This window comes from Bradyrhizobium sp. WSM2793 (genome assembly GCF_000379585.1).
Lineage (GTDB): Bacteria > Pseudomonadota > Alphaproteobacteria > Rhizobiales > Xanthobacteraceae > Bradyrhizobium.
Window position 1 is genome coordinate 85,771 of the sequence record NZ_KB902793.1, and the last position, 24,465, is coordinate 110,235.

Here is a 24,465-nt window from a genome sequence, read left to right on the forward strand (position 1 = left end):
AGCAGACCCATGGTCTTTTCAACGCGCTTTTCCCGACGCACGCTTCTCAAGGCCTCCGCCGCGACCGCGGTCCTGGGCGGCATCGGTGCGCCCCATGTGGCCCGCGCCCAGAGCGCCGAGTTCACCTACAAATACGCCAATAACCTGCCGGACACCCATCCGCTGAACGTACGCGCCAAGGAGATGGCGGCGGCGATCAAGACCGAGACCAACGGCAAGTTCGACCTCCAGATCTTCCCGAACAACCAGCTCGGGTCCGACACCGACATGCTGAGCCAGATCCGCTCGGGCGGCGTCGAGTTCTTCACGCTGTCCGGCCTGATCCTGTCGACCCTGGTGCCGGCGGCATCCATCAACGGCATCGGCTTCGCGTTCCCGGACTACGACACGGTCTGGAAGGCCATGGACGGCGACCTCGGCGCCCATGTCCGCGGCGAGATCAAGAAGGCCGGCCTCGAGGTGATGGACAAGATCTGGGACAACGGGTTCCGCCAGACCACCTCGTCGAGCAAGCCGATCACCGGTCCTGACGACCTCAAGGGCTTCAAGATCCGCGTGCCGGTGTCGCCGCTGTGGACCTCGATGTTCAAGGCGTTCGACGCGGCGCCCGCCTCGATCAATTTCAGCGAGGTCTATTCGGCGCTCCAGACCAAGATCGTCGAAGGCCAGGAGAACCCGCTGGCGATCATCTCGACCGCCAAGCTCTACGAGGTGCAGAAATACTGCTCGCTGACCAACCACATGTGGGACGGCTTCTGGTTCCTGGCGAACCGCAGAGCCTGGGAAAAGCTGCCGCAGGATGTGCGCACCGTCGTCGCCAAGAACATCAATGCCGCTGCCGTCAAGGAGCGTGAGGACACCGCCAAGCTCAATGCCAATCTGCAGCAGGAGCTCGCGGCCAAGGGCCTGACCTTCAATCAGCCCACGGTGGCGCCGTTCCGCGACAAGCTGCGGACCGCCGGCTTCTATGCCGAGTGGAAGGGGAAGTATGGCGACCAGGCCTGGGACCTTCTGGAAAAGGCCGTCGGCAAGCTGTCGTAACGCGTTGGGGCCATCATGGCTCATGTCGAGGTCGAGGTGACCGCAGTGGCGGGCGAGGCAGCGTTTCAGTCCCCTCGCCGACCTTCGTTGCTGGGTTCGCTCGAGCGCGCGCTCGGTCTCGTCGTCGAAATCCCGGCGGCGATCCTGGTCGTCGCCGAGATCGTGATCCTGTTTGCCGGCGTGGTCGCGCGCTACGGCCTGCACCGGCCGCTGATCTGGTCGGACGAGCTCGCCTCGATCCTGTTCCTGTGGCTCGCCATGCTGGGCGCGGCGGTTGCGTTCCGTCGCTCCGAGCACATGCGCATGACGGCGGTCGTCGCCAGCGCCAAGCCTGCGATGCGGGCCTATCTGGATCTGGTCGCGACCTCGGCGGCGCTGGCGTTCCTGGTCCTGATCGTCTGGCCCGCCTGCGACTACGCCTATGAGGAAAGCTACATCACGACGCCGGCGCTGCAGATCTCCAATATGTGGCGCGCCGCCGCGCTGCCGGCCGGCATCGGGCTGATGGCGGCCTTTGCCTTGCTGCGGCTGCTGCGCGCGGCCGATTACCGGATGGTCGCAGCCGCCGTCGTCAGCGTTGCCGTCATCATCGGCCTGTTCTGGCTGGCGGAGCCGTTGCTGCGGCCGCTCGGCAATCTCAACCTCGTCATCTTCTTCGTCGGCGTCGCCGGCTTCTGCGTCTTCGCCGGCGTTCCCATTGCGTTCGGGTTCGGCCTTGCGATCTTCGGCTATCTCGCGCTGACCACGCGCACGCCTGTCATGGTGCTGGTCGGGCGGATGGACGAGGGCATGAGCCACCTCATCCTGCTCTCGGTGCCGTTGTTCGTGTTCCTGGGGCTGCTGATCGAGATGACCGGCATGGCGCGGGCCATGGTGGCGTTCCTGGCGAGCCTGCTCGGCCATGTCCGCGGCGGCCTGCACTACGTGCTGGTCGGCGCCATGTACCTGGTCTCGGGCATATCCGGCGCCAAGGCCGCGGATATGGCGGCCGTCGCGCCCGTGCTGTTTCCGGAGATGAAGCAGCGCGGCGCCAAGCCCGGCGATCTCGTCGCGCTGCTGGCGGCCACCGGAGCCCAAACCGAAACCATTCCGCCGAGCCTCGTGCTGATCACGATCGGCTCGGTGACTGGCGTCTCGATCGCCGCCCTGTTCACCGGCGGCCTCCTGCCCGGCGTCGTGCTTGCGATCACGCTCTGCATGTTGGTGTGGTGGCGCTACCGCCACGAGGACATGAGCCACGTGCGCCGCGCCAGCGGTGGCGAGATCGGCAAGACCTTCGTCATCGCCCTGCCCGCGCTCGCACTGCCCTTCGTGATCCGCTACGCCGTGGTCGAGGGCATCGCGACCGCGACCGAGGTATCCACCATCGGCATCGTCTATGGCGCCCTGGTCGGCCTCCTCGTCTACCGCCGCTTCGACTGGTCGCGGCTGTTTCCGATGCTGGTCGAGACCGCGGCGCTGTCGGGCGCTATTCTGCTGATCATCGGCACGGCGACCGGCATGGCCTGGGGCCTGACCCAATCAGGCTTCTCGCGCTCGCTGGCGGCGGCCATGACCGGATTGCCCGGGGGAGCGGCGACCTTCATCGCCGTCTCGATCCTGGCCTTCACCATCCTCGGCAGCGTGCTGGAGGGCATCCCGGCGATCGTGCTGTTCGGGCCGCTGCTGTTTCCGATCGCCCGGGCCGTCGGCGTGCACGAGGTGCACTACGCCATGGTGATCATTCTCGCTATGGGAATCGGACTATTCGCCCCGCCCTTCGGCGTCGGCTATTATGCCGCCTGCGCCATCGGACGCGTCGATCCGGCCGAGGGCATCCGCCCGATCTGGGGCTATCTGCTGGCGCTGCTGGTGGGATTGATCATCGTCGCGATCTTCCCGTGGATCTCGATCGGATTCCTTTGAGGCGTTTGACGGAGGGTGTCGATGAGTGAGCGGCAGAACCAGTACAATATCGGCCTCGACAAGACCCCCGCCAATTACGTGCCGCTGAGCCCCCTAAGCTTCCTCGCGCGCAGCGCCGCCGTCTATCCCGATCATGTCAGCACGGTCTATGAAGGCCGCAGCTTCACTTGGACGCAGACCTATGAGCGCTGCAAGCGTTTCGCGTCCTGGCTCGCGCGCAAGGGCATTGGCGTCGGCGACACCGTCGCGGCGATGCTGCCGAACATCCCGGCGATGAACGAAGCGCATTTTGCCGTGCCGATGACCGGCGCCGTGCTCAACGCGCTCAACATCCGCCTCGATGCGCCTTCGATCGCATTCCAGCTCGACCATGGCGGCGCAAAAATCATCATGGTCGATCCTGAGTTTTCGGGCGTGATCAGCGATGCGCTGGCGCAGATGAGCGGGCCAAAGCCATTCGTCGTCGACGTCGACGACGCATCATTCAAAGGCGGCAGTCGCATCGGCGAGATCGAATATGAAGCCGCAGTCGCGGAAGGCGATCCTGCGTTCACGGCGATCCTGCCGCAGGACGAGTGGGACGCGATCGCGCTGAGCTACACCTCGGGCACGACCGGCAATCCCAAGGGCGTCGTCACCCATCATCGCGGCGCCTATCTCAACGCCGTCAGCAACATCCTTGCCGGCAATCTCGGCCAGCATCCGGTCTATCTCTGGACGCTGCCGATGTTCCACTGCAACGGCTGGTGCTTTCCCTGGACCATCGCGGCATCCGCCGGCATCAATGTCTGCCTGCGCAAGGTCGAGCCGACCAGGATCTTCGAGCTGATCAAGCAGCACGGCGTCACCCACATGTGCGGCGCGCCGATCGTCTACAACACGCTGATCAACGCGCCCGATGCGCCCAAAGGCAACGCGGCGCGCCGGGTCGTCGGCCTGATCGCAGGTGCCGCGCCGCCGGTCGCGGTGCTCGAAGGCGCCGAGAACATCGGCATCAAGCTGACCCATGTCTACGGCCTGACCGAGGTCTACGGCCCCGCCTCCGTCTGCGCCGAGCAGCCCGGCTGGGACGAGCTTCCGCCCGCCGAACGCGCACGCATGAAGCGCCGGCAGGGCGTGCCCTACCCGCTCGAGGAAGGCGTCACCGTCATCGATCCGAAGACGATGCAAGAGGTGCCGCGCGACGGCGAGACCATCGGCGAGGTCATGTTCCGCGGCAACATCGTGATGAAGGGCTATCTCAAGAACGAGAAGGCGACCAAGGAAGCCTTCGAGGGCGGCTGGTTTCACACCGGCGATCTCGGCGTGCTCGACGAGCGCGGCTATGTCATCATCAAGGACCGCTCCAAGGACATCATCATTTCCGGCGGCGAGAACATCTCCTCCGTCGAGGTCGAGGACATCCTCTACAAGCACCCGGCCGTGCTGTTCGCCGCCGTGGTCGCAAAGCCCGATCCGAAATGGGGCGAAGTGCCTTGCGCCTTCGTCGAGTTGAAGGACGGCGCCAGCGCCAGCGAAGCCGACATCATCGCGTTCTGCCGCAGCCACATGTCGGGCTTCAAGACGCCGAAAGCCGTCGTGTTCGGACCTATCCCGAAGACTTCGACCGGCAAGATCCAGAAATTCCTGCTGCGCAACGAGGTCGGATCCGCGAAGGCGATCTCGACCTAAGTCGGTACGTCACGAGCAGGCTGTCTCGATATCGCAGAAGCCACCTCCGCCCACACGCCGGAAAGCGGTGAACGGAGGGCTTCGTCGTCCTCACATCTTCTTATAGGCGTCGACGATCGCCTGACCATCGGCGCCGGCCTTCTTGAGCCAGTCGGCCGTGAGCTGCTCGCCGATCTTCTGGAAGCCGGCCTTCAACGCCGGGCTCGGCGGCTCGACGGTCATGCCTTTGGCCTTGAGCTGATCGATGTACCAGGTGCTCTTGTCCTGCCAGGCCTTCCAGCCGCGCGTCTCCGCCGTTGCCGCCGCCTTGAGGATGGCCTCCTGGGTCGGCTTGTCGAGCGCGTCAAACGCGGCCTTGTTGACGAAGGTGTAGTCCTTGGGAATCCAGGCCTGCACGTCATAGAAATACTTCAGCGACTCCCACGCCTTCGCGTCGTAGCCCGTCCCGCCCGACGACATGAAGGAATTCACCACGCCGGTGGCAAGCGCCTGCGGCAATTCCGCGGCCTGGATCGTGACCGACTGCGCACCGACCAGCTCGCCGATGCGCGAGGTTCCGACATTGTAGGCCCGCCACTTCAGGCCCTTCATGTCCTCGATCGTGGCGAGCGGCTTGTTGACATAGACCCCCTGCGGCGCCCACGGCACGACGAACAGCAGCTTGAGACCCTGCGCATCGAGCTTCTTGGCGATCGCAGGCTTGGAGGCCTGATACAGCTTCATCGCGTCCGGGAAGCTGGTCGCCAGGAACGGCACGACGTCGATGCCGAAGATCGGATCCTCGTTCTCGTGGATCGAGAGCAGCACCTCGCCCATCTGCGCCTGCCCGGTCATCACCGCGCGCTTGATGTCCGGCGCCTTGAACAGCGAGGCGCCGGGATGGACCGTGATCAGGAGCTTCCCGGACGTGGCGGCTTCGACGTCCTTGGCGAAAGCGGCCAGGTTTTCGGAGTGCGGATTATCTGCAGGGTACGCCGCCGGCAGATTCCATTTGGTTTGCGCCAAAGCGGGTGTCGCAGCCGCCACGAGGCCCGCGATCAAGGATGCGCGGAATAAACGAGACATCATCGGACTTTCTCCTCACTCAATTTGAACACCGGTACGCTCAGTCTGGGAAAGCGAGCTTGGGCAGGAACATCACGATCTGCGGGTACTCCGTGATGATGAAGACGGCGACCAGCAGCAGGATGAAGAACGGAAACGCCGCCCGCGCAACGGTGAACGTGTCGCGCCCGCTCATGTTCTGCAGCACGAACAGATTGAACCCGACCGGCGGCGTGATCTGCGCCATCTCGACGTGGATGATAAGGTAGACGCCGAACCAGACCAGATCGAGTCCGGCCTGCCTGACCATCGGCAGCACGATGACGGCGGTCAGCACGATCATCGAGATGCCGTCGATCAGGCAGCCGAGGATGATGTACATGATGCTCAAATACAGTGCGAGCATGCTCGGCGTGAGCTGCTGCCCCTGGACCCAGGTGGCGAGCGCGGCAGGAATGCCCGTATAGGCCATCGCGGCCGTGGTATAGGCTGCGCCTGCCAGGATCAGCATGATCATGCAGGTCAGGCGCGTCGCGCTCATGATGCTCTCGAGAAAGTTCTTGCGCGTGAGCGTGCCGCTCCACCAGGCCAGCAGCAACGCGCCCGTGACGCCCCATGCCGCGCATTCCGTGGCGGTCGCAAAGCCCAGCACCAGCGAGAAGAAGACCGCCATGATCAGGAGCATACAGGGCGCGAGCTTTGCCGACTCCCGCAGCTTCTGTCGGAATGGCATCGGCGGATCGCGCGGCGGGACCTTCTTGGGATTGAGCAGCGACCAGATGATGATGTAGCCCGAATAGAGCGCCATCACGAGTACGCCCGGCAGGAAGCCGCCGAGGAACACCTGCAGCACGGAGACATTCGCCGTGACCGCGTAGACCACCATCGGGATCGAGGGCGGGATCAGGAGGCCGAGCGTGCCGGAGCCTGCGAGCGATCCGAGGCTCAAGCCCTTGTCGTAGCCGCGTTTGTCGAGCTCGGGCAGCGCGATCTTGCCGATCGTCGCGCAGGTCGCTGCCGAAGAGCCCGACACCGCCGCGAAGATGCCGCAGCCGATTACGTTGACGTGGGTCAGGCGCCCGGGCAGCCACTGGACCCAGGGCGACAAGCCCCGGAACATCTCTTCCGACAATTTGGTGCGGAAGAGGATCTCGCCCATCCAGATGAACAGCGGCAACGCGGCCAGCGTCCACGACGAGCTGGCGCTCCAGGTGGTGGTGGCGAGCACGGCGCCGAGCGGCAGGCTCGTGGTCAGCGCCATCGCCACGAAACCGACGAGCCCGAGCGAGACCGCGATCCAGACGCCGCTTCCCAGCAGCAGGATCATGACGCCGAGCAGGATGAACGACAGCTCGATCATGCCGAGATTGGCCATGGTCAACCTCCGCCGCCCTGCGAGATACGCTCGATGAATTCATCCGGCGTCTCGTCCGGCGAGCCCTTTTCGTAGGTCGGCCGGTTGCCGGCGACGACATTGACCATTTCATCGATCAACGCGATCGACAGGATCGCAAGTCCGCCGGCGAAGCCGAGCTGCGGAATCCAGAGCGGAAGCGGGACGACGCCCTGCGCCATATCGTTGAAGCGCCAGGAATCGTAGGTCATCTGCACGGCATAGCGTGTGAAATAGAGAATGAAGGCGGTGGCGATCCCGAGCGCCATGATCTCCGCGATCTGCTTGGTCCGCCCCTGCAGACGTTCCAGCAGCAGGCCGACGCGGATCATCTCTCCGCGCTTGAAGGTATGGGCAAGGCCGAGGAACGCCATCGCGGCCATGCACCAGGACGCGAAATCATCGCCGGCGGGAATGTTGATCGCAAACTGGCGCCCGACCGACATGGCCATCATGATTGCAAAGATCGCAACCAGGAAGACGCCGGCGGCGTAGCCTGCCCCGAGATAAAGGAGATCCAGAGCGCGGCGCACCGGTCCTCCAGTCGTTACGTCGTCCCCTGCCACGCGATCCCCATCTCACATGTGGGCGATTCAGCCGACCCGGCGGTCACATATCGCGCGCCGCCGATCCTCTTCAATATCGCCGTTGCCCAACGACTGTCTTTCAGACGTTAGATCAACATGATGCAACCGGTGCAAGCAAGGACTATGCCTGCTTGTGGCGGGAATTTCTACCGCAGGTTCAGTGCGTTTCCAGCCGCAGCCCGTCATAAGCGGGCACGACGCCCGCGGGCAGCGATTGCCGGATGACTTCGTAGTCGACATCGGCCGTCATGTTGGTGATGACTGCGCGCTTCGGCTTGAACCGTTCGATCCAGGACAGCGCATCGTTGATGCTAAAATGGCTGACATGACTGGTGTAGCGCAGGCCGTCGACGATCCAGAGGTCCAGATTTTCCAGCGCGCCCCAGCTCTCGCGCGGGATGTCGTTGAGGTCTGGCGTATAGGCGGCGTCCCCGATGCGATAGCCGAGCGCGGGAATGGCGCCGTGCTGCACCAGGAAGGCTGTCATCGTCACCGCGCCGCCCTTCCCCAGAATGGTCTGGCTTTCGCCCGCCTCGATCGAATGCCGCGTCAGGATCGGCGGATAGTCGCTGCCCTCCGGCGAGATGAAGCAATACGAGAACCGCGCCATGATGTCCTTGGCGGTCGACAGGTTGAAATAGGTCGGGATACGACGGCGCATGTGCATCACGACCGAACGCAGATCGTCCATGCCGTGGGTCTGATCGGCGTGCTCATGGGTCAGGAACACCGCGTCGATGTGATCGACATTGGTCGAGAGCAGTTGCTCGCGCAGGTCCGGCGAGGTGTCGATCACGATCCGCGTGGTGCCGTGCTCGGACTTCCGCTCGACCAGTAGCGAACAGCGGCGGCGGCGGTTCTTGGGATTATTGGGATCGCAGGCGCCCCAACCGAGCGCCGGGCGCGGCACGCCGGCGGAGGAGCCGCAGCCCAGGATCGTCAGCGTCAGCGTCATGCGGCTCCCGGTTTCAGGCTTTCACTTTCGAGAACAGGCGGAAGAAGTTCTCGCTTGTCTGGCGCGAGATCTCGTCAAACGATATGCCGCGCGTTTCGGCCAGCACTTTGGCGACCTCGACCACGTAAGCGGGCTCGTTGCGTTTTCCCCGGAACTTGCCGGGCGCAAGATAGGGCGAATCCGTTTCGACCAGGATGCGATCGGCCGGCAGTTCGGCCGCCAGCGCCCGCAAGGTCTCCGATTTCTTGAAGGTCAGGATGCCCGTGAAACCGATATAGAGCCCGAGCGACACCGCCTTCAGCGCTAGCTCGCGTCCTCCGGTGTAGCAATGCAGCACGGCGCGAAACGCGCCCTTGGCCGCCTCCTCTTCCAGGATGCGCCCGCAGTCCTCGTCGGCTTCGCGGGTGTGGATCACCAGCGGCAGGCCGGTGGTGCGGGCGGCGGCGATGTGGGCGCGAAAGCCCCTCGCCTGCGCCTCTGGCGAGCCGTTGTCGTAGAAATAGTCGAGCCCGGCTTCGCCGAGGGCTACGACCTTCGGATGCTCCGTCAGCGCAACCAGCTCATCCGATGCGATACCGTCCTCCTCATCCGCATTGTGCGGATGAGTGCCGACCGAGCAGTAGACGTCGTCATAGCGCCCAGTGATGGCCAGAAGCTGGTCGAGCTTCCGCACCCGGGTCGAGATCGTGACCATGCGGCCGATGCCGGCCGCGCGGGCCCGCGATACGATCCCGTCGAGATCTTCCGCAAAGTCCGGAAAATCCAGATGGCAGTGGCTGTCGACCAGCATCGCGCAAACGTCCTAGGCTGCCGGCTCGATGTAGCGCGGGAACGCCGGCGTCGGTGCCGGCAGGGACGAGCCGGGCGCGATGCGCTTGGCACCGCCGAGCATGGCGAAGTTGCGCTCCCCGTCCGGGACGCCGAGGCTGTCGAGCAGCAATCCCGAGGCGGTCGGCATCGCGGGCTGCGCCAGGATCGCGATCTGGCGCACGACTTCGGCGGTGACGTAGAGCACCGTCTTCTGCCTGGCCGGGTCGGTCTTGGCGAGCGCCCACGGCGCCTCGCCCGCGAAATAGCGGTTGGCCTCCGCGACCACGGCCCAGACGGCGTTGAGCCAGTGATGGATCTGCTGCGTTGCCATGGCCTCGCGCGATGCGGCGACCATGCCGTCGGCCATTGCCAGGATTGCCTTGTCGTTGTCGCTGAATTCGCCGGGCTCGGGCAGCACGCCGCCGAGCTGCTTGGCGATCATCGACAGCGAACGCTGCGCGAGGTTGCCGAGATCGTTGGCGAGATCGGCGTTGATGCGCGCCACGATGGCCTCGTGATTGTAGTTGCCGTCCTGTCCGAACGGCACCTCGCGCAGGAAGAAATAGCGCACCTGGTCGACGCCGTACTGGTCGGCAAGATTGAAGGGATCGACGACGTTGCCGACCGACTTCGACATCTTCTCGCCCCTGCTGAACAGGAAGCCGTGGGCATAGACGCGCTTCGGCAGCGGAATCCCGGCCGACAGCAGGAACGCCGGCCAATACACCGCGTGGAAACGGATGATGTCCTTGCCGATGATATGCACGTCGGCCGGCCAATAGCGCCAGTTTCCGTCGTTCTCATCGGGGAAGCCGACGCCGGTGATGTAGTTGGTCAGCGCGTCGACCCAGACATACATCACGTGCTCTTCGTCACCAGGCACCTTGACGCCCCAATCGAAGGTGGTGCGCGAGATCGAGAGATCACGCAGGCCGCCTCTGACGAAGCTCACCACCTCGTTCTTGCGGGAGTCCGGCCCGATGAAGTCAGGCTGATCCGCATAGAGCTTCAACAGCTTGTCCTGGTATGCCGACAGCCGGAAGAAATAGCTCTTCTCCTCGACCCATTCGACCGGCGTGCCCTGCGGGCCGAGCCGGACGCCGTCATCGTTCAAGCGCGTCTCATCCTCGGCGTAATACGCCTCGTCCCGCACGGAATACCAGCCGGCATAGATGTCGGCATAGATATCGCCGTTCGCTTCCATGCGCCGCCAGATCTCCTGGCTGGAGCGATGATGCTGCTCCTCGGTGGTGCGGATGAAGCGGTCGAACGACACGTTCAGACGCTCGTCCATCTCCTTGAAGCGACCGGCATTGCGGGCCGCGAGCGCTGAGACGGCCATGTTCTCGCCGGCCGCCGTCTGCACCATCTTCTGGCCGTGCTCGTCGGTGCCGGTCAGGAAGAACACGTCCTTGCCGTCGAGCCGCGCAAAGCGTGCCAGCACGTCGGTCGCGATCGCTTCATAGGCGTGGCCGATATGCGGACTGCCATTGGGATAGGCGATCGCTGTCGTGATGTAGAAGACATTGTCGCGCGCGGGCGCGGCCACGGGCGCTGCAGCCTTTGGTGTGGCTGCGGGCATTGCGGCTTGCGGAGCCGCAGCGGGCTTCGGCGCGCGGGGTGCCTTCGGCTTGACAACCTTCGGCGGCGTGGCGGCGGGGGCCGGCGCTGCGATCACAGGCGCGACCACCCTCGCCTTCTTGGCCACCGTCTTCGCGGGAGCCTCGGCGGATTTCTTGGCGGATTTCTTGGCTGATTTGTTAGCTGGCTTCTTGGCGGCGGCCGGCTTCTTCGCAGCCTCCTTGACCGCCTTCTTTGCCGTCTTCACGGTGCTCTTCGCGCCCTTCTTGGCCGTGGCCTTCTTGGTCTTCTTGACTTTCTTGGCCGCCTTGGCGTTGGCCTTGGACGCACGCGCCTTCACGGCCTTCTTTGCGGCTTTCTTCGCAGCCTTGTTGCGGCCCTTGCCTTTAGCAGTTTTCTTAGCTCGCGTTGCCACGACGAATTCCTTTACCGGCTTCTCGAAATCTGGAAACGAACCTGGGTTCGATTATTGATTTGCGCATGATCTTTCGGAAAACCGCTGCGCACTTTCCGGATCATGCTTTAGCGCGTTGCGTCCGCCAGCCAGCCGAACACCGAGAACACCAAGGGCTTGCGCTCCAGATTATAGGTTTCGGTGTCGCGCGCGGCGCGGACGATCTTTTCCCATACCTCAGCTAGGCGCGCAAGGCGCGGCAGGTTCTGGTTGGCATTGGCCTCATCCGCATGCAGGCGTTCCGCGATCCAGCGATCGATGCCGTCGATGAAGGCGGCGAGCGCGACGCGGTCGCTGGTGGGAAGCGAATCGCCGAGCGTGTGCAATTCGCGCGGATCGACCTGCGGCAGGCGCGCGAGCAGCGCCGCCGTGCGCTGCTGGAGCTTGAGCGCATCGCCGCCGAGCAGCGTCAGGGCCCGTGCAACGCTGCCCTCGGAGGCCTCCGCCGCCTCGCGCAGCGCGGGATCGCTCGGATCGAGATCGGCGGCCGAAGCCGCAGCGCCAATCACATCATCCGTGGCGAGCGATCGCAGGCGCAGCTTGCGGCAGCGCGACTGGATGGTGGCGAGCACGCGCGCGGGCGCGTGGCTGACCAAAAGGAACAGCGATTGCTGCGGCGGTTCCTCAAGGATTTTCAGCAGCGCGTTGGCTGCATTCGGATTGAGCTCGTCGACGGTGTCGACGATGCAGACGCGCCAGCCTTCGGCCGCAGCAGTCGAGCCGAAGAAGCCGATCGTCTCGCGCGTCTCGTCCACGGTGATCACGGTGCGCATCACGCCGCGATCGTTGGCGGTACGCTCCAGCGTCAGCAGGCCGCCATGCGAGCCGGCCGCCACCTGCCGCGCCACGGCGTCATCGGGATCGATCGCGAGGTCTTCGGCGCGCTGCACGGCTTCCCCCAGCGGCTGGCCATGGGCTAGCACGAAGCGCGCCATTCGATAGGCCAGGGTCGCCTTGCCGATGCCCTGCGGACCGCCGATCAGCCAGGCGTGAGGGATGCGGCCGCTGCGATAGGCCGTCAGCAGCGCGGTCTCGGCTTCGCGATGACCGAACAGTTTCGATGTCTCGCGCGGATGCGGAATGGCGGTTTCACGCTCGGTCTGACGCGGGCTCATACGGAAACCACCGAGGCTGGTGTGGGAAGGAGACGATCGCGCAGCGCCGTCCAGACACGGCCTGCGACCGTGTCAGGGTCGGAATTGGCGTCGATCAGCACGCAGCGTGCGGGATCGTCCTCGGCAATCTTGCGATAGGCCTCGCGCAGGCCCTGGTGAAAACCGAGCTTCTCGCCTTCGAACCGGTCGGGCGTGCTGTTGCCGCGGCGCGCGGCGGCGCGTTGCAGGCCGATCTCGACCGGCAGATCGAGAATGATGGTGAGGTCCGGCTTGAGATCGCCGATCGTGACCCGCTGCATCGCGTTGATCAGGCCCTCAGGCACCTGGCCGAGGCTGCCCTGATAGGCCCGCGTCGAGTCGGCGAAGCGGTCGCACAGCACCCAGGTGCCCTGGTTGAGCGCAGGCAGGATCACGGTGCGGACATGGTCATCGCGCGCGGCGGCGAACAGCAGCGTTTCCGCCTCGGGGCCGAGCAGCTTGCCCATGCCCGACAGCACCAGATGACGCATGATCTCCGCGCCCGGCGAGCCGCCCGGCTCGCGCGTGACGCGGATGCGGAGCTTTGCCGCCTTGAGGCGGTCGGCAAGCTTCTTGATCTGGGTCGACTTGCCCGTGCCCTCGCCGCCTTCAAAGGTGACGAAGCGTCCGCGTCCGGACGGCCGCTGTAGCGCGCTCTCACTCATGATCAGAGCTTCTCGGCGCCTGCGCGGAACATGCCGATCACGAGCTCGCTGGCGCCGTCGATCGCGCGTCGCACGGTCGAGCCAGTGCCGATCGCTTCCGCCGCATAGACCGGCGTCTCCACCGCGATGTTGCCGCTGCGCCAGACCTTGACCACGCCGACCCGTTGGCCGGCCTCGACCGGCGCCCGCACCGGACCGCTATAGACGACGCGCGCAATCAGCTTGTCGCTGCCGTTCTTGTGCACCATCACCTTCACCGGAGTCTTGGCGACGAGCTTGACCGAGCGGCTCTCGCCGCCGAACACCTTGGCGTAGCCGACCGGCTGCTCGGCCGCGATCAGCGTGCGGGTCTCGAAATTGCGGAAACCCCATTCCAGCATTTTCTTGGCTTCCGTCGCGCGATCCTCGGGGTCTTCCAGTCCGTTGACGACGACAATCAGCCGCGTGCCGTTCTGCACCGCCGAGCCGACCATGCCGTAGCCGCCCTCCTTGGTATAGCCGGTCTTCAGCCCGTCGGCGCCTTCCATCGAATTGAGCAGCGGATTGCGGTTGGGCTGGCGGATCTTGTTCCAGGTGTACTCTTTCTCGCCGAACAGTTTGTAGAACTCCGGAAAGTCCAGGATGATGTGCCGGGCGAGCATGCCAAGCTCGCGCACCGTCATCTTGTTGGCGGGGTCGGGCAAACCGTTGGAGTTGCCGAAGGTCGATTTGGTCATGCCGAGCTCGCGGGCGCGCTTGGTCATGAAGTCCGCCGCGAAAATCTTCTCGTTGCCCGCCATGGCCTCGGCGAGCGCGATGCAGGCATCGTTGCCGCTCTGGATGATCGCGCCGTGCAGGAGATCGTCGACCGAGACCTTGCTGTTGATGGCGGCGAACATGGTCGAGCCGCCCGAGGGCGCGCCGCCCCGGCGCCAGGCGTTCTCGCTGATCCGGTACTCGTCGGTCAGCTTGATGTCGCCCTTCTTGATGGCATTGAAGACGACCTCCGCCGTCATCAGCTTCATCATGCTGGAGGGCGCTCGGAGCTCGTCGGCGTTCTTCTCGAACAGCACGCTGCCTGAGGAGGCCTCGATCAGGATCGCGGTCGGGGCATCGCCGTCGAATCCGGCATCATCAGGCTTCTTGGCGCCCTGGATGCTCTGGTTGGCGGCCAGAAGCGCCCCGCTCCAGCCGATGCTTGCCACCAGAATCGCGGCGACCAGCCCGCGCGCCAGTGTTCCGGCTGTGAGCCAGTTACGACTAAGCAAAGGAAGACGAAATGCCATGGCGAAGCCCTGAGAGAGGCGTTCTAACAGTTGGAACAGATGCGAACAACACGCGGTTCGACGCCTGTCCCTGAGATTGCACGATTCTCGCCGCGCCCCTATCGTGGCGCCTTATGTTTTTCGACCAAACCCCTGAAACAAGGCGGAAAAGCGATGTCCTCCACCCGCGTGATCAAGGCCAACGGCATCGATCTCTTCATCCGCGAAGCCGGCCAGGGTGCGCTGGTCGTGCTGTGCCATGGCTGGCCGGAGCTTTCCTATTCCTGGCGCCACCAGATCCCCGCGCTGGCCGCGGCCGGGTTTCACGTCGTCGCCCCCGACATGCGCGGCTACGGCCAGAGCGCCGCGCCGCCTGAGGTCGCAGCCTACTCGATTTTCGACACGGTCGGCGACATGGTCGGTCTCGTGCAGGCGCTCGGCGAGACCAAGGCGATGGTGGTCGGCCACGATTGGGGCGCACCGGTTGCCTGGCATGCGGCGCTGTTCCGGCCCGACATCTTCACGGCGGTCGCGGGCCTCAGCGTGCCGCCGCCGTTCCGCGGCCGCGGCAAGCCGCTCGACCTCTTGCGCCAGGGCGGCGTCACCAATTTCTACTGGCAGTACTTCCAGGCGCCCGGCGTCGCCGAGGCCGAGCTGGAACGAGACGTCGCCCGCACCATGCGCATCGTGCTCGGCGGACGCGGCCTTGCCGATCCCACTGCCGCCATGTTCGTGCAGGAGGGCAAGGGCTTTCTCAGCCACGCCACCACCGAGGAGCCGCTGCCCGGCTGGCTCGGCGAGGCCGACCTCGCCTATTTCACCGAAAGCTTCCGCAAGTCCGGCTTTCGCGGCGGGCTGAACTGGTACCGCAACATCGACCGCAATTGGGAGCTGACGGCGCCCTGGCAGGACGCGCAGATCCATCAGCCCTCGCTGTTCATCGCCGGCTCCAGGGACGCCGTCATCACCGGCCTGATCGGTGCCAAGCGCGTCAACGAGCTCGAGCGCGTGCTGCCCAATCTGAAGCAGAAGCTGATCATCGAGGGCGCCGGCCATTGGGTGCAGCAGGAACGGCCCGACGAGGTGAACGCGGCGCTGGTGCAATTCCTGAAGGAAAGCGCAGCCTAATAGAGCCCGCGGCCGCTCAGGATGCTGCGGGCCTCGGCGGCCCCGTCGGCCGATGACGGCGCGTTCTCCGCCGCGTAGCGGCCGTCCGCGTCATAGGACACGGCGCGCGCGTTGTGGACCGCCCGCCCCCGGCCGCGGCTCGAGGCCGACATTTCCGAGGTCGCATTGAGCGAGGCCATGTCGGCGGAGGTGGTGCCGAGATTATAGGGCCGCCCCTCCGGCATCGGCACGTCGCCGCGAATGGCACCGCGGCTCGATCCCGGCAATTCCGGCACGAAGGGCTTGGCCGAGGCGACCCGGACCATCGAGGGCGACGGCGCCGGAACGCCGGTGCGCAGGGTCGCCAGAAGCTGGCGGTCGTCGGAGCCTTCGAGCGGCGCCCGGCCGACATATTCGACGCGAACCTTGGCGACGCCGTTGCCTTTGAATTCAAGCAGTTCGGCGGCCTTGTTCGAGACATCGATGAGGCGGTTGCCGTGATAGGGGCCGCGGTCATTGACGCGCACGATCAGCGACTTGCCGTTCGAGACATTGGTCACCCGCGCATAGGACGGCATCGGCAGGGTCGGATGCGCCGCGGTCAGCGAGGTCATGTCGAACACTTCGCCATTGGCGGTCAGGCGGCCGTGGAAGTCATCGCCGTACCAGGACGCCATGCCCTCGGCGCGGTAGTTGACGTCCTCCTCGGGCACGTAGGTCCGGCCGGCCACGACATAGGGCTTGCCGACGCGGTAGGTGCCGCCGCCCTTCGGGACCGGGTCCCCGAACGCCACGACCCGGGGGCTCGAGGACACGCCGTATTTCGGATCGACGCGGCTGGCGAATTTGTTGGAGGAGGCGCAATTGGCCAGCGCAACGCAGGCCGCGACCGCCGCAGCGCCACGCGCGGCCCGCAAAACCGAATCTGACCGTCGGATCCCCATGCGCCCCAAATACCACTTTGCCGGAGGTGTACCCACCCCGCTTTGGCTACGGGGAGCGCTGTCCGGTCCTTTAATCCGAGGCGGCCCACCACCGCGTCGGATGCGGTAACGATAACGCAACCCGAACACGGCGGAAATGGGGAGCCCACAGCGATCCCGCCGGGATGGTAAACGAGACGTTCGCATTTTTCCGTTGTTCTACGGAGCGATGGCGCCAACCCTGTGCCACGGCTGGACATTCTGTTGCGCCAAATCCTCACTCCACCCCCATTGTCGCTGCCTTCACTGGAATTCTTTTGACTGTGCAAGGCCGCACGCGTTCTCTCGGCTGCAAGGGCGGGATTTGGAATTTAACGATGATCGAGACGGTTTCGGCACTGATGGGTCTGGTAAGCGCGGGGATCTTCCTGGCCCATGCGTTTGAAGGCTACCGCACGAGGGCCTAAGGGCACTCGCGCCGACGGCAAGCATCACCTCTTTCAAGCGGCGAGTTCGGACAATTTTGATCGATCCGAGCGAGCATCGAAAACGAGAGCGGCAGGTGTCACATGCGTAACCATGACCTGGTATCTGACGGCTTCCTGGCATTGACCGCCGGCGGCTTGGTTCTGCTCTGCTCGAGCCTGGTGGCACTGGCGTTCGCCTGAGCCCCGCTTCGTTACCCTCCAGCACAGCTCCACCGCGGCGCAGTATGCGCCAATGTCCCGCTCCCAATCTGTTGATTGAATTCCCGCGTTCGGTGCCTCGACTCATTTCCAGAGGCCATCACCAACGAGGGTGACACAAATGCTTGCCGAGAAATTCTTCCTGGTCCTGGAATCCCTGATCCGCGGCGACCGCACCTATCCGGACGGAAGCCCCCGGGTCATCAGCACCTCCCCGCACGTGCCGGTCAGGCTGCCGGCGCAGAAATAGCCGGCGTCACGCGCCACTCAGCGCAGACCCAGCAGGGAGCGGCGATAGCGGCTGTCATGGGCCTCGTTCAGGCAGACGAAGCTGCCGTCGAACCCCTGGCCGTACCGCTTCTGACCCTTGCGGTAGTAGATGCCCTTCCGGAAGTCGAGCCAGACCACCTTGTCGTGCGGGCAATGACGCTGCGCCTGCGCCTCGTAGCGAAACGGCGTCAGCGGTGTCGCCGAGACCTCCGCGGTGCCCGCGCCAATCATGATTGCGCCGGCGAGCGCGATGCCGCCGGACCATCTGCGAAAGCCGCTCCTCGTCACTCCCCGCCTCCCGATCCACACCGTCGCGCGATGGCCGTTCGGCACGCTAGCACGAAATGGCGCGATCAGCCGATGGCGGGACGTGCGGCGCGTCTTCCGCCGGCCATGTTGTCGGGCTAGATGAAAGCGATCGTTTCGATTGCGAGGATGCAGCCTGAATGTCGGTTGAGCCTTCACCCCAATCCGAACCTCGTTCGCCCTCGCCGCGCCTCGGCCTGCTGCCGATGATCATCTTCGGCTCGCGCTGGCTGCAACTGCCGCTCTATCTCGGACTGATCGTGGCGCAATGCGTCTACATCGCGCTGTTCCTGAAAGAGCTCTGGCACCTCTCCTGGCACGCCCTCGACCTCACCGAGCAGCAGATCATGATGAGTGTGCTGGCGCTGATCGACGTCGTGATGATCTCCAACCTGCTCGTGATGGTGATCGTCGGCGGCTACGAGACGTTCGTCTCGCGGCTCGACCTGCAGGGCCATCCCGACGAGCCGGAATGGCTCGGCCACGTCAATGCGAGCGTGCTCAAGATCAAGCTCGCCATGGCCATCATCGGCATCTCCTCGATCGCGCTGCTGCGCACCTTCATCGAGGCCGGCAATCTCGGCTCGAACCGCGCCGGCTTCACCGAGACCGGCGTGATGTGGCAGGTGCTGATCCACCTCACCTTCGTCGTTTCGGCGATCGGCATTGCCTATGTCGACAGGCTCGGTGACTCCGGCACGCGCAAGCAGGCCGAGTGAGGTTACCAACGTCGACCTTATTGCTTGTCCACTTCGAGCTGCGCCAGCGCCTGGTGCAGGCACTCCTGAAGCTTCAGCGCGACCTGCTCACGCGCGATGCCCTTGGCGGCGAGATCGCCTGACACCTTGTCTACGACATCGGCGATCGCCCGGCTCTCCAGATGGTCCGTCACCAGCGTGGTGGCGTAGCTTGCCGCGGCATCGCCGCTCAGCCCGAGTTGGCCTGCAGCCCAAAGCCCGAGCAGCTTGTTGGACCGGGCGGTGGCCTTGAACATGAATTCCTCGTCGTGGACGAACTTGGCCTCAAAACCCTGCTCGCGCTTGTCGAACGTGGTCATGGTCAGCTCCATTTGCGCTTGCGCTGATGGGTGTCGGACTGGCTGGGGGCGAACGTCTCCCGTGCTTCACGTCAGTTCGGATCAGTTGAAGCTTCCGGCGGAAGCCAAACGCCGTCAAGCCTGCCGATGCGCCCCCGCGCCGGGCGCGTGCATGGCCCGCACAAGCCCGGCGCCAGCCGGCTCGGCTAGGCAGAGATCGTTTACTGATCGTTAAGCAGACTCAGCGCCGCATGGCTTGGGGCATACCGAGAGCTGACGCATGAACAAAGAGCTGCGGGAGTTTCGACGGCTTGAACGGGTCTGCCTGGAGCAGGCCGCCCTCTCCACCATGGACCTCGCGAAAAGCGGGCTGCTCAAGGTCGCCGACGATTGCCGCATCGCAGCCGAAGCCATCGAGGCGCAATCGCCCCGCGGCGCGTTCACAGGGGCCGTCCAGGCGCTGAAGCTGGCTTGGAGCGCGACGCGGACGCCGAAACGGCACTAGCCGGCGGCATCGCCCGGACAGATCGCATCAGAAGATTGCGGGCGGGACCCGCGCTGGATCAGGCCTTCGCCGCCGCCGCCTCGCGCGCCAGCCGTTCGGCCTTCAGCCGCTCCTTGTTGGCGTAAAACGCCTTCTGCGCCTCTTCATGGTCGCGCATGGCCTTTTCGGCCTCGATCCGGCGTGCCGCATCGCGCGCCTGGCGCTGCTCGGGGGTCAGGGGTTTGCGTCGGAAGGAAAGGTCTTCAGTCATGCGGAGACAACGCAGACCCGGCGAAAGGGTTCCACTGGGCGGACCCGGCGGCCCTGCAAATTGGAACTCGAGCGGTCCGCCCCGCCCGAACGCCGCCCCAACAAATATCGAAAAACAACCCCATGCACAGTAGCTATGCCGTTGTAGAATAAAGCTTTTTCTAGGCTCTCGAAGGCCCCTGGATATCAACCTCGGCGATGACGGGCAGGTGGTCCGAGAACGCCCTCGCCTCCGTGTCGGTCCAGACTTTCGCGATCCGGCTATCAGAGGTCGCATAAATCCGGTCGAGCCGCATCAGGGGCAAGCGCGATGGGAAGGTGCGCAGCCGCGTACGGTTGGGGCAGGCCTGCGCGAGCACGCGCCGCACCGACTTGACCCAAAACCAATCGTTGAAATCGCCGAGGACGACGGTCCTTTCGGGTTTCACCAGGCTCACCAGGGTTTGTGCCTGGGCATGCCGCTCGTGGATGCTCAGGCCGAGATGCGTGGCAACCACGCGCACGTCACCGACCGGCGTCAGGAGGCCAGCGGCAATGGCCCTGCGTGGCTCGCGCTCCCGATACGACACGTCGACGATTTCGGGCACCCCGGAGAACGGAAAGCGGCTCAGGAGCATCTGACCGTAGTCGCCATCCGCGGTGACAATCGACTTGGCGTGAACGCGATGATCGCCGACGACACTCGCCAGCTTCGCAAACGGATCGTCGGACCTCGATCGCGAATCCACCTCCTGAAGCGCGACGACATCAGGAGCCCATTTGCGAAGGATGGAACAGACCCCCTCCAGATCGAACTTCGGATTGAGATTGAACGTGCCGTGCACATTCCACGTCATGAAACGCACCGGCGCCATCAGCGCCTCCCGGCGAGCCAGGTCGCGAGGAATTGCGCGCCTGCGCAGACGCCGAGCCAGCCCAGGAACGCCAGCACCAACAGCAACATGCTGCTCCAGGATGCATTGCGGGCCAAATCCGCGATCTGAGCCCCCAGCACGGCCATGGCAAGAATACCGGGCGTCATGCCAAGCAGGGTTCCGAGCAGGAAGTCGCGTAAAGGCAGCGTGCTCGCGCCAGCCACGACGTTCACGACCGAGAACGGTGCGATGGGAATCATCCGGATGACGACGACAGCCAGGACGCCCTTGCCGACAACGCGGTCCTGGATCCGCGCGGCGCGTCGTCCGAGCAACTGCTGGAGCCGCTGCCGTCCGAGGGCCCGCCCGATCACGAAAAGGACGAAGGCGCTGAGCAAGACGCCGGCGATCGCCGTGGCGAAACCCAGCCATGGCCCAAGCGCGGCAGCCGTTGCTGCAATGAGCACGAGCACCGGAAACACCACCAGCCCGCCAACGACAAAAGCCGCGATTGCGAGTGGCGGCCCCCAGACGGACTGGGAGTAAGTCGACAGCAAATTCGAGACGCGGCCCGTGTCGGCCAAATCGCTCAAGGAGGTGTACGACCAGGCTATTGCCAAGCCAAAAAGCGCCACGGCGATCGATACGATCCCGATGACGGTCTTCGTGCTCCACATGCGCGATGCCGCCCGCTCGAGATGAAGGGGCCGCTCAGGGTCCGCCACCGGCTGAACCATCGTGGCCAGAGTGCTGGTCAGGACGGAGGCTTCCACTGCCCGCAGCGTCTTCGGGCCATCGGCTTTCGACACCTCGTCCATAAGAGCAAGAAGACGATCGTCGTTTTGCCTGACGCTCTGTTCGTCGAGGCCACAAAAATGGGCTACCAGGCGATGCCGAACTGAAGCGACGAACTCGCGATGTTCGTCGGATGCGGCTTCAAAGATCAGATCACATTCGCTGTCGGCGCCCATCGACCGGTTGTTCAAATTGGCCGAGCCGATCCTCAAGATCCTGTCATCGACGATCATGAGCTTGCTGTGCACCATCACGGCCGCTTCCGTGTCTCCCTCTCGTGTGACCGGGTAGACGAAGCGGATGCGATCTGCCACGCCAGCCTCGCTGAAGCAGTCGATGAACGCGCCACGGCCGTTCTGCATGGCCTGGGATTCCAGCCACGAGGAATGCAGTTTTGGAGCGACGACCAGAACCCGGAGCGACGGCACGCGCTGCATCTGCTCCGCCAACTCATGCGCGATCTTGATCGCGCTGGTGAACTGGTTCTCGATGTAGATGAAGCTCGTCGCGGACCGGATCGCTGCAATCAAGGAGCGTTCGACCTCCCTGATGGTCGAACCTGCAGGACAGACCACCTCGGTCCGGGCGATCCCAACCGGCATGAGCTCAGCCTCGACCGGCACATGCGACGGCCAGCGCATACTCTTTTGCGCATGCCGATCCTGCATCTGTTGGCCTGCCGCACGCCAGCGCTCCTCGGCGAGTTCGAACAGCGAGGCGGCAGCATCCCCGTCGACCACGCATTGAACATCATGAAACGGCGGGTATGGCTTGCCCTGGGGGTCGCAGCGCAGTTCGTGATCGACGCGATGATCGCTCGTGTCCCAGCGTCTGATCGTCAGATCGAGCCCGCCGACGAACGCCAGTGAACCGTCGATAGAGACGATCTTCTGGTGCTGGGCCGAGCCGAACGGAAGCGTGGAATCCAGATGAAATCGGACGCGGCCGTCCGTGTCGGCGGTGAATTTGGCCGCGGAATTCCATTCCCGTTCGGAGGCGTAGAACGAGACGAAGTCCCAGACCAGAATGTTGATCCGCAGGTCCGGCCGGCGGTGAACGAGGGCGCACAGAAATGGGCCGAGCTGTTCCGGCAAGCCGTCATCCGCCCGCCCCGACGATCCGACCAGCCTGGTCTCGCTATGGATATCCCACCCGACGATGTAGACGAGATCCTGCGCCGCGAGCAGCGCCTCGCGCAGGGCCGCGAAATAAGCGGCCGCATCGTTCAGAACCGCCACGCGCCGCGCCTTGCACCGCCGCCAGACGGTGTCGCCGGGTATCAGGGTGGATGAGCTCTGAAGCAGGTGGACCTCGCAATTTGCATTCGCGTCTAAACGCGCTGAATGCTCAAGGGGTTCCACGAATCCAGGAGGTCGAGGTTGCCAGGCACTGAGTCTGCGCTGTGCGCCGTCGCAATTTCGTGAGACCGCAACATCATTGAGACAGGTCAATACGAGCAGGCCGAAGCTCTGGGAACCTCACGTCGGAAAGCAGATGGAGACGGCCATGTCACAGCAGAGCAGCATGCACTTCTACCTCAATTGGGCCAAGGAGCGGATCGACGAGATGGACGCCGCATTGGCTTCGTTTGAGGTCAAGGCAGGTCAGGCCAAGGCCGAGTCCAAGGTGAAGACGGATCAACTTCTGTCCGATCTGACGACGCGCCGTGACGCGTTTCAGGCGATGCTCAAGACCCAGGCGGAAGCAGGTGAAGCCGCCTGGACGGACGCCAAGGCCGATTTGGAAAAGCAGTGGGCTGGATTCGAGGCCCAGGTGAAAACCTACTTCGAAGGCGCCGGCAAACAGTTGGAGCAGCAGCAGGCCACCTTCAAGGACGTTGCAGCGGCACAGGCCAAGGCCTGGCGCGAAGCGGCGGACAAATTCCGCGAGGCCGCGGGTAAAGTGACCGCAGCCCGCACCGTCGATGTCGATGCCGCGCTCAAGCAGATGAAATCCGATGCGTCCGAAGCCGAAGCGCGTCTGCAGAAGCTGAAGCAGGCCGGCAGCGAATCCTGGTCGGTCCTGAGCGAGGCGCTCGCCGAGTCCCGGAAGGCGTTCGATCAGGCGAACCAGGCCGCCTGGAACGCGCTGAAGGGTGGCGGTCCGAAGAGCTGAGGTTTTCGGTTTGCCAAGGCTGCCCACTCGAAAAAGACGGGCGTAGGGCTGTGGCACGGCGTAGCTCACGCGCCCTGATGCGCTCAGCTTCCTTTGGCAGTGGCCCCTGACCGCGCTCTACCAAGGCCGGAATGAATGGCTAGCGACGCTCCGGCGTCGCCACCGGCTTCATAGGCCGTCATCGACACCATCCGTCCGGTGCTGCGCTGGGTCCGGAGCTTGAGGTCGAGCTTGTCGAATTCTGCATCGACCACCGAGGTCTTGAGGACCACCAGCCCGCGGCCGGTGCCTTCGTTGACCTGATCGCGACTGGCCTTGATTGCCACCAGCCTGTCCGCGATCGACGCCACCATCCCGAGCGCGAAGGAGGCATTGGCCAGATGCCGCTCTTGGTGCCGGAACCGGGCGTAGTCGACCGAGGTCTTGAAGCGGCCAAGTTCGGCGCGCACGGCGCCGTCGATCAGCTCGGCCAGGTAATGCGCGACCTCGACATCGGCGCCGAGACCGAAGAACACATAGATGTTCTCGCCGGCCGGGTTCTTCTCGCGCCAGACCCGGCAATCGCAGAAATGAGCGATCGCGCCGATGCAGTCGTCGAGCGGAATTCGCTTCTTGCGATGGGTCTCAAAGACCCTCCGTTCGCACGGCGAGGCGCGCAACTCGACGTCGGAGAGCGACAAATCGTGGCGATCCAGCAGTTCGGCAACCTTGGCGGCGGCAGACAGCGCCTCGTCCTCGGTACAGCCATTGGCGATGGTCTTGGCGCGCAACGCCTGAATGCGGAGCTTGAGCTTGCCGAGCCCGTCCGGATTTAACGCCTGGTCCACCGATCACCTGCTCGGGAAAGCCCGACCGAGAGACCCCGTTCGTGAGCGGCCCGAGACATAGGTGACAGAACGTACCGGACACATGGGTTACACTTTCCGCTTTTGTTCTGCGGGAGGTGGCGATGCCGTGGAGAGCGAGTTCGGTCATGGAAGAACGCCTTCGCTTTGTCGCCCGGCTTCTGGAAGGAGAAGCCATGTCCGAGGTCTGCCGCGAGTTCGGCATATCGCGCAAGACCGGCTACAAGATCTTCGATCGCTATAAGGAGTACGGTCTCGAGGCCCTGAGCGATCGCTCCCGGCGGCCGGTCC

25 protein-coding genes are annotated in these 24,465 nt (G+C 64.5%); 9 read left to right on the forward strand and 16 right to left on the reverse strand.

The window, feature by feature from the left end:
* Positions 1-9: 9 nt before the first annotated feature.
* From A3AS_RS0125990 to A3AS_RS0126000, 3 genes are read left to right on the forward strand one after another with little or no spacing between them, the layout of a single operon-like run.
* Positions 10-1,041: a TRAP transporter substrate-binding protein gene (locus A3AS_RS0125990; RefSeq protein ID WP_018320467.1), complete on the forward strand. Its 1,032-nt coding sequence runs from the start codon at positions 10-12 to the stop codon at positions 1,039-1,041.
* Between the two features lie 15 nt (positions 1,042-1,056).
* On the forward strand, positions 1,057-2,946 hold the full coding sequence (locus tag A3AS_RS0125995) for a TRAP transporter large permease subunit (protein ID WP_018320468.1): 1,890 nt from the start codon (positions 1,057-1,059) through the stop codon (positions 2,944-2,946).
* Between the two features lie 21 nt (positions 2,947-2,967).
* On the forward strand, positions 2,968-4,617 hold the full coding sequence (locus tag A3AS_RS0126000) for an acyl-CoA synthetase (protein WP_026202367.1): 1,650 nt from the start codon (positions 2,968-2,970) through the stop codon (positions 4,615-4,617).
* 90 nt (positions 4,618-4,707) lie between these two features.
* On the opposite strand, the gene A3AS_RS0126005 is transcribed toward A3AS_RS0126000, so the two are convergent.
* From A3AS_RS0126005 to A3AS_RS0126045, 9 genes are all read right to left on the reverse strand, one after another.
* Positions 4,708-5,685 (reverse strand): TRAP transporter substrate-binding protein, encoded by a 978-nt coding sequence (locus tag A3AS_RS0126005; RefSeq protein WP_026202368.1) that lies wholly within the window; start codon positions 5,683-5,685, stop codon positions 4,708-4,710.
* A gap of 37 nt (positions 5,686-5,722) precedes the next feature.
* Positions 5,723-7,036 carry a TRAP transporter large permease gene (locus tag A3AS_RS0126010; protein ID WP_018320471.1) on the reverse strand — a complete coding sequence of 438 codons (1,314 nt, stop codon included), beginning with the start codon at positions 7,034-7,036 and terminating at the stop codon, positions 5,723-5,725.
* A 2-nt stretch (positions 7,037-7,038) separates the two neighbouring features.
* Entirely contained in the window at positions 7,039-7,587 is a 549-nt protein-coding gene (locus tag A3AS_RS0126015) for a TRAP transporter small permease (RefSeq protein ID WP_018320472.1), read from the reverse strand.
* Positions 7,588-7,798: 211 nt separating this feature from the next.
* Complete coding sequence (locus A3AS_RS0126020) at positions 7,799-8,596, reverse strand: MBL fold metallo-hydrolase (RefSeq protein WP_018320473.1); 798 nt, start codon at positions 8,594-8,596, stop codon at positions 7,799-7,801.
* A 13-nt stretch (positions 8,597-8,609) separates the two neighbouring features.
* Complete coding sequence (locus tag A3AS_RS0126025; protein WP_018320474.1) at positions 8,610-9,386, reverse strand: TatD family hydrolase; 777 nt, start codon at positions 9,384-9,386, stop codon at positions 8,610-8,612.
* A 12-nt stretch (positions 9,387-9,398) separates the two neighbouring features.
* Complete coding sequence (gene metG, locus A3AS_RS0126030) at positions 9,399-11,402, reverse strand: methionine--tRNA ligase (RefSeq protein ID WP_020508741.1); 2,004 nt, start codon at positions 11,400-11,402, stop codon at positions 9,399-9,401.
* Between the two features lie 107 nt (positions 11,403-11,509).
* Positions 11,510-12,556: a DNA polymerase III subunit delta' gene (locus tag A3AS_RS0126035; protein WP_018320475.1), complete on the reverse strand. Its 1,047-nt coding sequence runs from the start codon at positions 12,554-12,556 to the stop codon at positions 11,510-11,512.
* Entirely contained in the window at positions 12,553-13,239 is a 687-nt protein-coding gene (tmk, locus tag A3AS_RS0126040) for a dTMP kinase (RefSeq protein WP_018320476.1), read from the reverse strand. Before tmk ends, A3AS_RS0126035 begins: the two co-directional genes overlap by 4 nt.
* Before the next feature lie 2 nt (positions 13,240-13,241).
* Positions 13,242-14,504, reverse strand: coding sequence for a D-alanyl-D-alanine carboxypeptidase family protein (locus tag A3AS_RS0126045; RefSeq protein ID WP_018320477.1), 1,263 nt, complete (start codon positions 14,502-14,504; stop codon positions 13,242-13,244).
* Positions 14,505-14,657: 153 nt separating this feature from the next.
* On the opposite strand from A3AS_RS0126045, the gene A3AS_RS0126050 reads away from it, so the two are divergent.
* Positions 14,658-15,611 carry an alpha/beta fold hydrolase gene (locus tag A3AS_RS0126050; RefSeq protein ID WP_018320478.1) on the forward strand — a complete coding sequence of 318 codons (954 nt, stop codon included), beginning with the start codon at positions 14,658-14,660 and terminating at the stop codon, positions 15,609-15,611.
* On the opposite strand, the gene A3AS_RS0126055 is transcribed toward A3AS_RS0126050, so the two are convergent.
* Positions 15,608-16,534, reverse strand: a complete 927-nt coding sequence (locus tag A3AS_RS0126055) for a septal ring lytic transglycosylase RlpA family protein (protein ID WP_049814989.1) — start codon at positions 16,532-16,534, stop codon at positions 15,608-15,610. The genes A3AS_RS0126050 and A3AS_RS0126055 overlap by 4 nt on opposite strands.
* A gap of 786 nt (positions 16,535-17,320) precedes the next feature.
* Here A3AS_RS0126055 and A3AS_RS49820 point away from each other — a divergent pair.
* Positions 17,321-17,449, forward strand: a complete 129-nt coding sequence (locus A3AS_RS49820) for a hypothetical protein (protein WP_018320480.1) — start codon at positions 17,321-17,323, stop codon at positions 17,447-17,449.
* Positions 17,450-17,466: 17 nt separating this feature from the next.
* Here A3AS_RS49820 and A3AS_RS0126075 read toward each other — a convergent pair whose 3' ends face one another.
* Entirely contained in the window at positions 17,467-17,757 is a 291-nt protein-coding gene (locus A3AS_RS0126075; protein WP_018320481.1) for a hypothetical protein, read from the reverse strand.
* Between the two features lie 158 nt (positions 17,758-17,915).
* Between A3AS_RS0126075 and A3AS_RS0126080 the strand changes: the two genes are divergently transcribed.
* The gene (locus A3AS_RS0126080; RefSeq protein ID WP_018320482.1) at positions 17,916-18,494 is read left to right on the forward strand and encodes a TIGR00645 family protein; all 579 of its coding nucleotides are present in this window, start codon (positions 17,916-17,918) and stop codon (positions 18,492-18,494) included.
* Between the two features lie 17 nt (positions 18,495-18,511).
* Here the strand turns inward: A3AS_RS0126080 and A3AS_RS0126085 are convergent, their stop codons facing one another.
* Positions 18,512-18,832 (reverse strand): DUF1476 domain-containing protein, encoded by a 321-nt coding sequence (locus A3AS_RS0126085; protein WP_038970337.1) that lies wholly within the window; start codon positions 18,830-18,832, stop codon positions 18,512-18,514.
* A gap of 259 nt (positions 18,833-19,091) precedes the next feature.
* Between A3AS_RS0126085 and A3AS_RS0126090 the strand changes: the two genes are divergently transcribed.
* The gene (locus A3AS_RS0126090) at positions 19,092-19,316 is read left to right on the forward strand and encodes a hypothetical protein (RefSeq protein ID WP_018320484.1); all 225 of its coding nucleotides are present in this window, start codon (positions 19,092-19,094) and stop codon (positions 19,314-19,316) included.
* 58 nt (positions 19,317-19,374) lie between these two features.
* On the opposite strand, the gene A3AS_RS0126095 is transcribed toward A3AS_RS0126090, so the two are convergent.
* The 3 genes from A3AS_RS0126095 to A3AS_RS0126105 form a co-directional block, all read right to left on the reverse strand.
* On the reverse strand, positions 19,375-19,566 hold the full coding sequence (locus A3AS_RS0126095; RefSeq protein WP_018320485.1) for a hypothetical protein: 192 nt from the start codon (positions 19,564-19,566) through the stop codon (positions 19,375-19,377).
* Positions 19,567-19,726: 160 nt separating this feature from the next.
* Positions 19,727-20,419: an endonuclease/exonuclease/phosphatase family protein gene (locus A3AS_RS0126100; protein WP_018320486.1), complete on the reverse strand. Its 693-nt coding sequence runs from the start codon at positions 20,417-20,419 to the stop codon at positions 19,727-19,729.
* Positions 20,419-22,452 carry a VTT domain-containing protein gene (locus tag A3AS_RS0126105; RefSeq protein ID WP_018320487.1) on the reverse strand — a complete coding sequence of 678 codons (2,034 nt, stop codon included), beginning with the start codon at positions 22,450-22,452 and terminating at the stop codon, positions 20,419-20,421. The genes A3AS_RS0126100 and A3AS_RS0126105 overlap by 1 nt, the downstream gene beginning before the upstream one ends.
* 268 nt (positions 22,453-22,720) lie before the next feature.
* On the opposite strand from A3AS_RS0126105, the gene A3AS_RS0126110 reads away from it, so the two are divergent.
* Positions 22,721-23,329, forward strand: a complete 609-nt coding sequence (locus A3AS_RS0126110) for a hypothetical protein (protein ID WP_026202371.1) — start codon at positions 22,721-22,723, stop codon at positions 23,327-23,329.
* A gap of 83 nt (positions 23,330-23,412) precedes the next feature.
* Here the strand turns inward: A3AS_RS0126110 and A3AS_RS0126115 are convergent, their stop codons facing one another.
* Positions 23,413-24,156, reverse strand: a complete 744-nt coding sequence (locus A3AS_RS0126115; protein WP_018320488.1) for a DUF2786 domain-containing protein — start codon at positions 24,154-24,156, stop codon at positions 23,413-23,415.
* Between the two features lie 122 nt (positions 24,157-24,278).
* Between A3AS_RS0126115 and A3AS_RS0126120 the strand changes: the two genes are divergently transcribed.
* Positions 24,279-24,465, forward strand: a 187-nt coding sequence (locus A3AS_RS0126120) for a helix-turn-helix domain-containing protein (protein WP_026202372.1), incomplete at its 3' end; no start/stop codon positions are given.

Excerpts from the sequence above, each read along its gene's own strand:
- A3AS_RS0125990 (WP_018320467.1), top strand. The coding sequence starts at position 10 with ATGGTCTTTTCAACGCGCTTTTCCCGACGCACGCTTCTCAAGGCCTCC.
- A3AS_RS0125995 (WP_018320468.1), top strand. The coding sequence starts at position 1,057 with ATGGCTCATGTCGAGGTCGAGGTGACCGCAGTGGCGGGCGAGGCAGCG.
- A3AS_RS0126000 (WP_026202367.1), top strand. The coding sequence starts at position 2,968 with ATGAGTGAGCGGCAGAACCAGTACAATATCGGCCTCGACAAGACCCCC.
- A3AS_RS0126005 (WP_026202368.1), bottom strand. The coding sequence starts at position 5,685 with ATGATGTCTCGTTTATTCCGCGCATCCTTGATCGCGGGCCTCGTGGCG.
- A3AS_RS0126010 (WP_018320471.1), bottom strand. The coding sequence starts at position 7,036 with ATGGCCAATCTCGGCATGATCGAGCTGTCGTTCATCCTGCTCGGCGTC.
- A3AS_RS0126020 (WP_018320473.1), bottom strand. The coding sequence starts at position 8,596 with ATGACGCTGACGCTGACGATCCTGGGCTGCGGCTCCTCCGCCGGCGTG.
- A3AS_RS0126025 (WP_018320474.1), bottom strand. The coding sequence starts at position 9,386 with ATGCTGGTCGACAGCCACTGCCATCTGGATTTTCCGGACTTTGCGGAA.
- A3AS_RS0126035 (WP_018320475.1), bottom strand. The coding sequence starts at position 12,556 with ATGAGCCCGCGTCAGACCGAGCGTGAAACCGCCATTCCGCATCCGCGC.
- tmk (WP_018320476.1), bottom strand. The coding sequence starts at position 13,239 with ATGAGTGAGAGCGCGCTACAGCGGCCGTCCGGACGCGGACGCTTCGTC.
- A3AS_RS0126045 (WP_018320477.1), bottom strand. The coding sequence starts at position 14,504 with ATGGCATTTCGTCTTCCTTTGCTTAGTCGTAACTGGCTCACAGCCGGA.
- A3AS_RS0126050 (WP_018320478.1), top strand. The coding sequence starts at position 14,658 with ATGTCCTCCACCCGCGTGATCAAGGCCAACGGCATCGATCTCTTCATC.
- A3AS_RS0126055 (WP_049814989.1), bottom strand. The coding sequence starts at position 16,534 with ATGGGGATCCGACGGTCAGATTCGGTTTTGCGGGCCGCGCGTGGCGCT.
- A3AS_RS49820 (WP_018320480.1), top strand. The coding sequence starts at position 17,321 with ATGCTTGCCGAGAAATTCTTCCTGGTCCTGGAATCCCTGATCCGCGGC.
- A3AS_RS0126080 (WP_018320482.1), top strand. The coding sequence starts at position 17,916 with ATGTCGGTTGAGCCTTCACCCCAATCCGAACCTCGTTCGCCCTCGCCG.
- A3AS_RS0126085 (WP_038970337.1), bottom strand. The coding sequence starts at position 18,832 with ATGACCACGTTCGACAAGCGCGAGCAGGGTTTTGAGGCCAAGTTCGTC.
- A3AS_RS0126090 (WP_018320484.1), top strand. The coding sequence starts at position 19,092 with ATGAACAAAGAGCTGCGGGAGTTTCGACGGCTTGAACGGGTCTGCCTG.
- A3AS_RS0126095 (WP_018320485.1), bottom strand. The coding sequence starts at position 19,566 with ATGACTGAAGACCTTTCCTTCCGACGCAAACCCCTGACCCCCGAGCAG.
- A3AS_RS0126100 (WP_018320486.1), bottom strand. The coding sequence starts at position 20,419 with ATGGCGCCGGTGCGTTTCATGACGTGGAATGTGCACGGCACGTTCAAT.
- A3AS_RS0126110 (WP_026202371.1), top strand. The coding sequence starts at position 22,721 with ATGTCACAGCAGAGCAGCATGCACTTCTACCTCAATTGGGCCAAGGAG.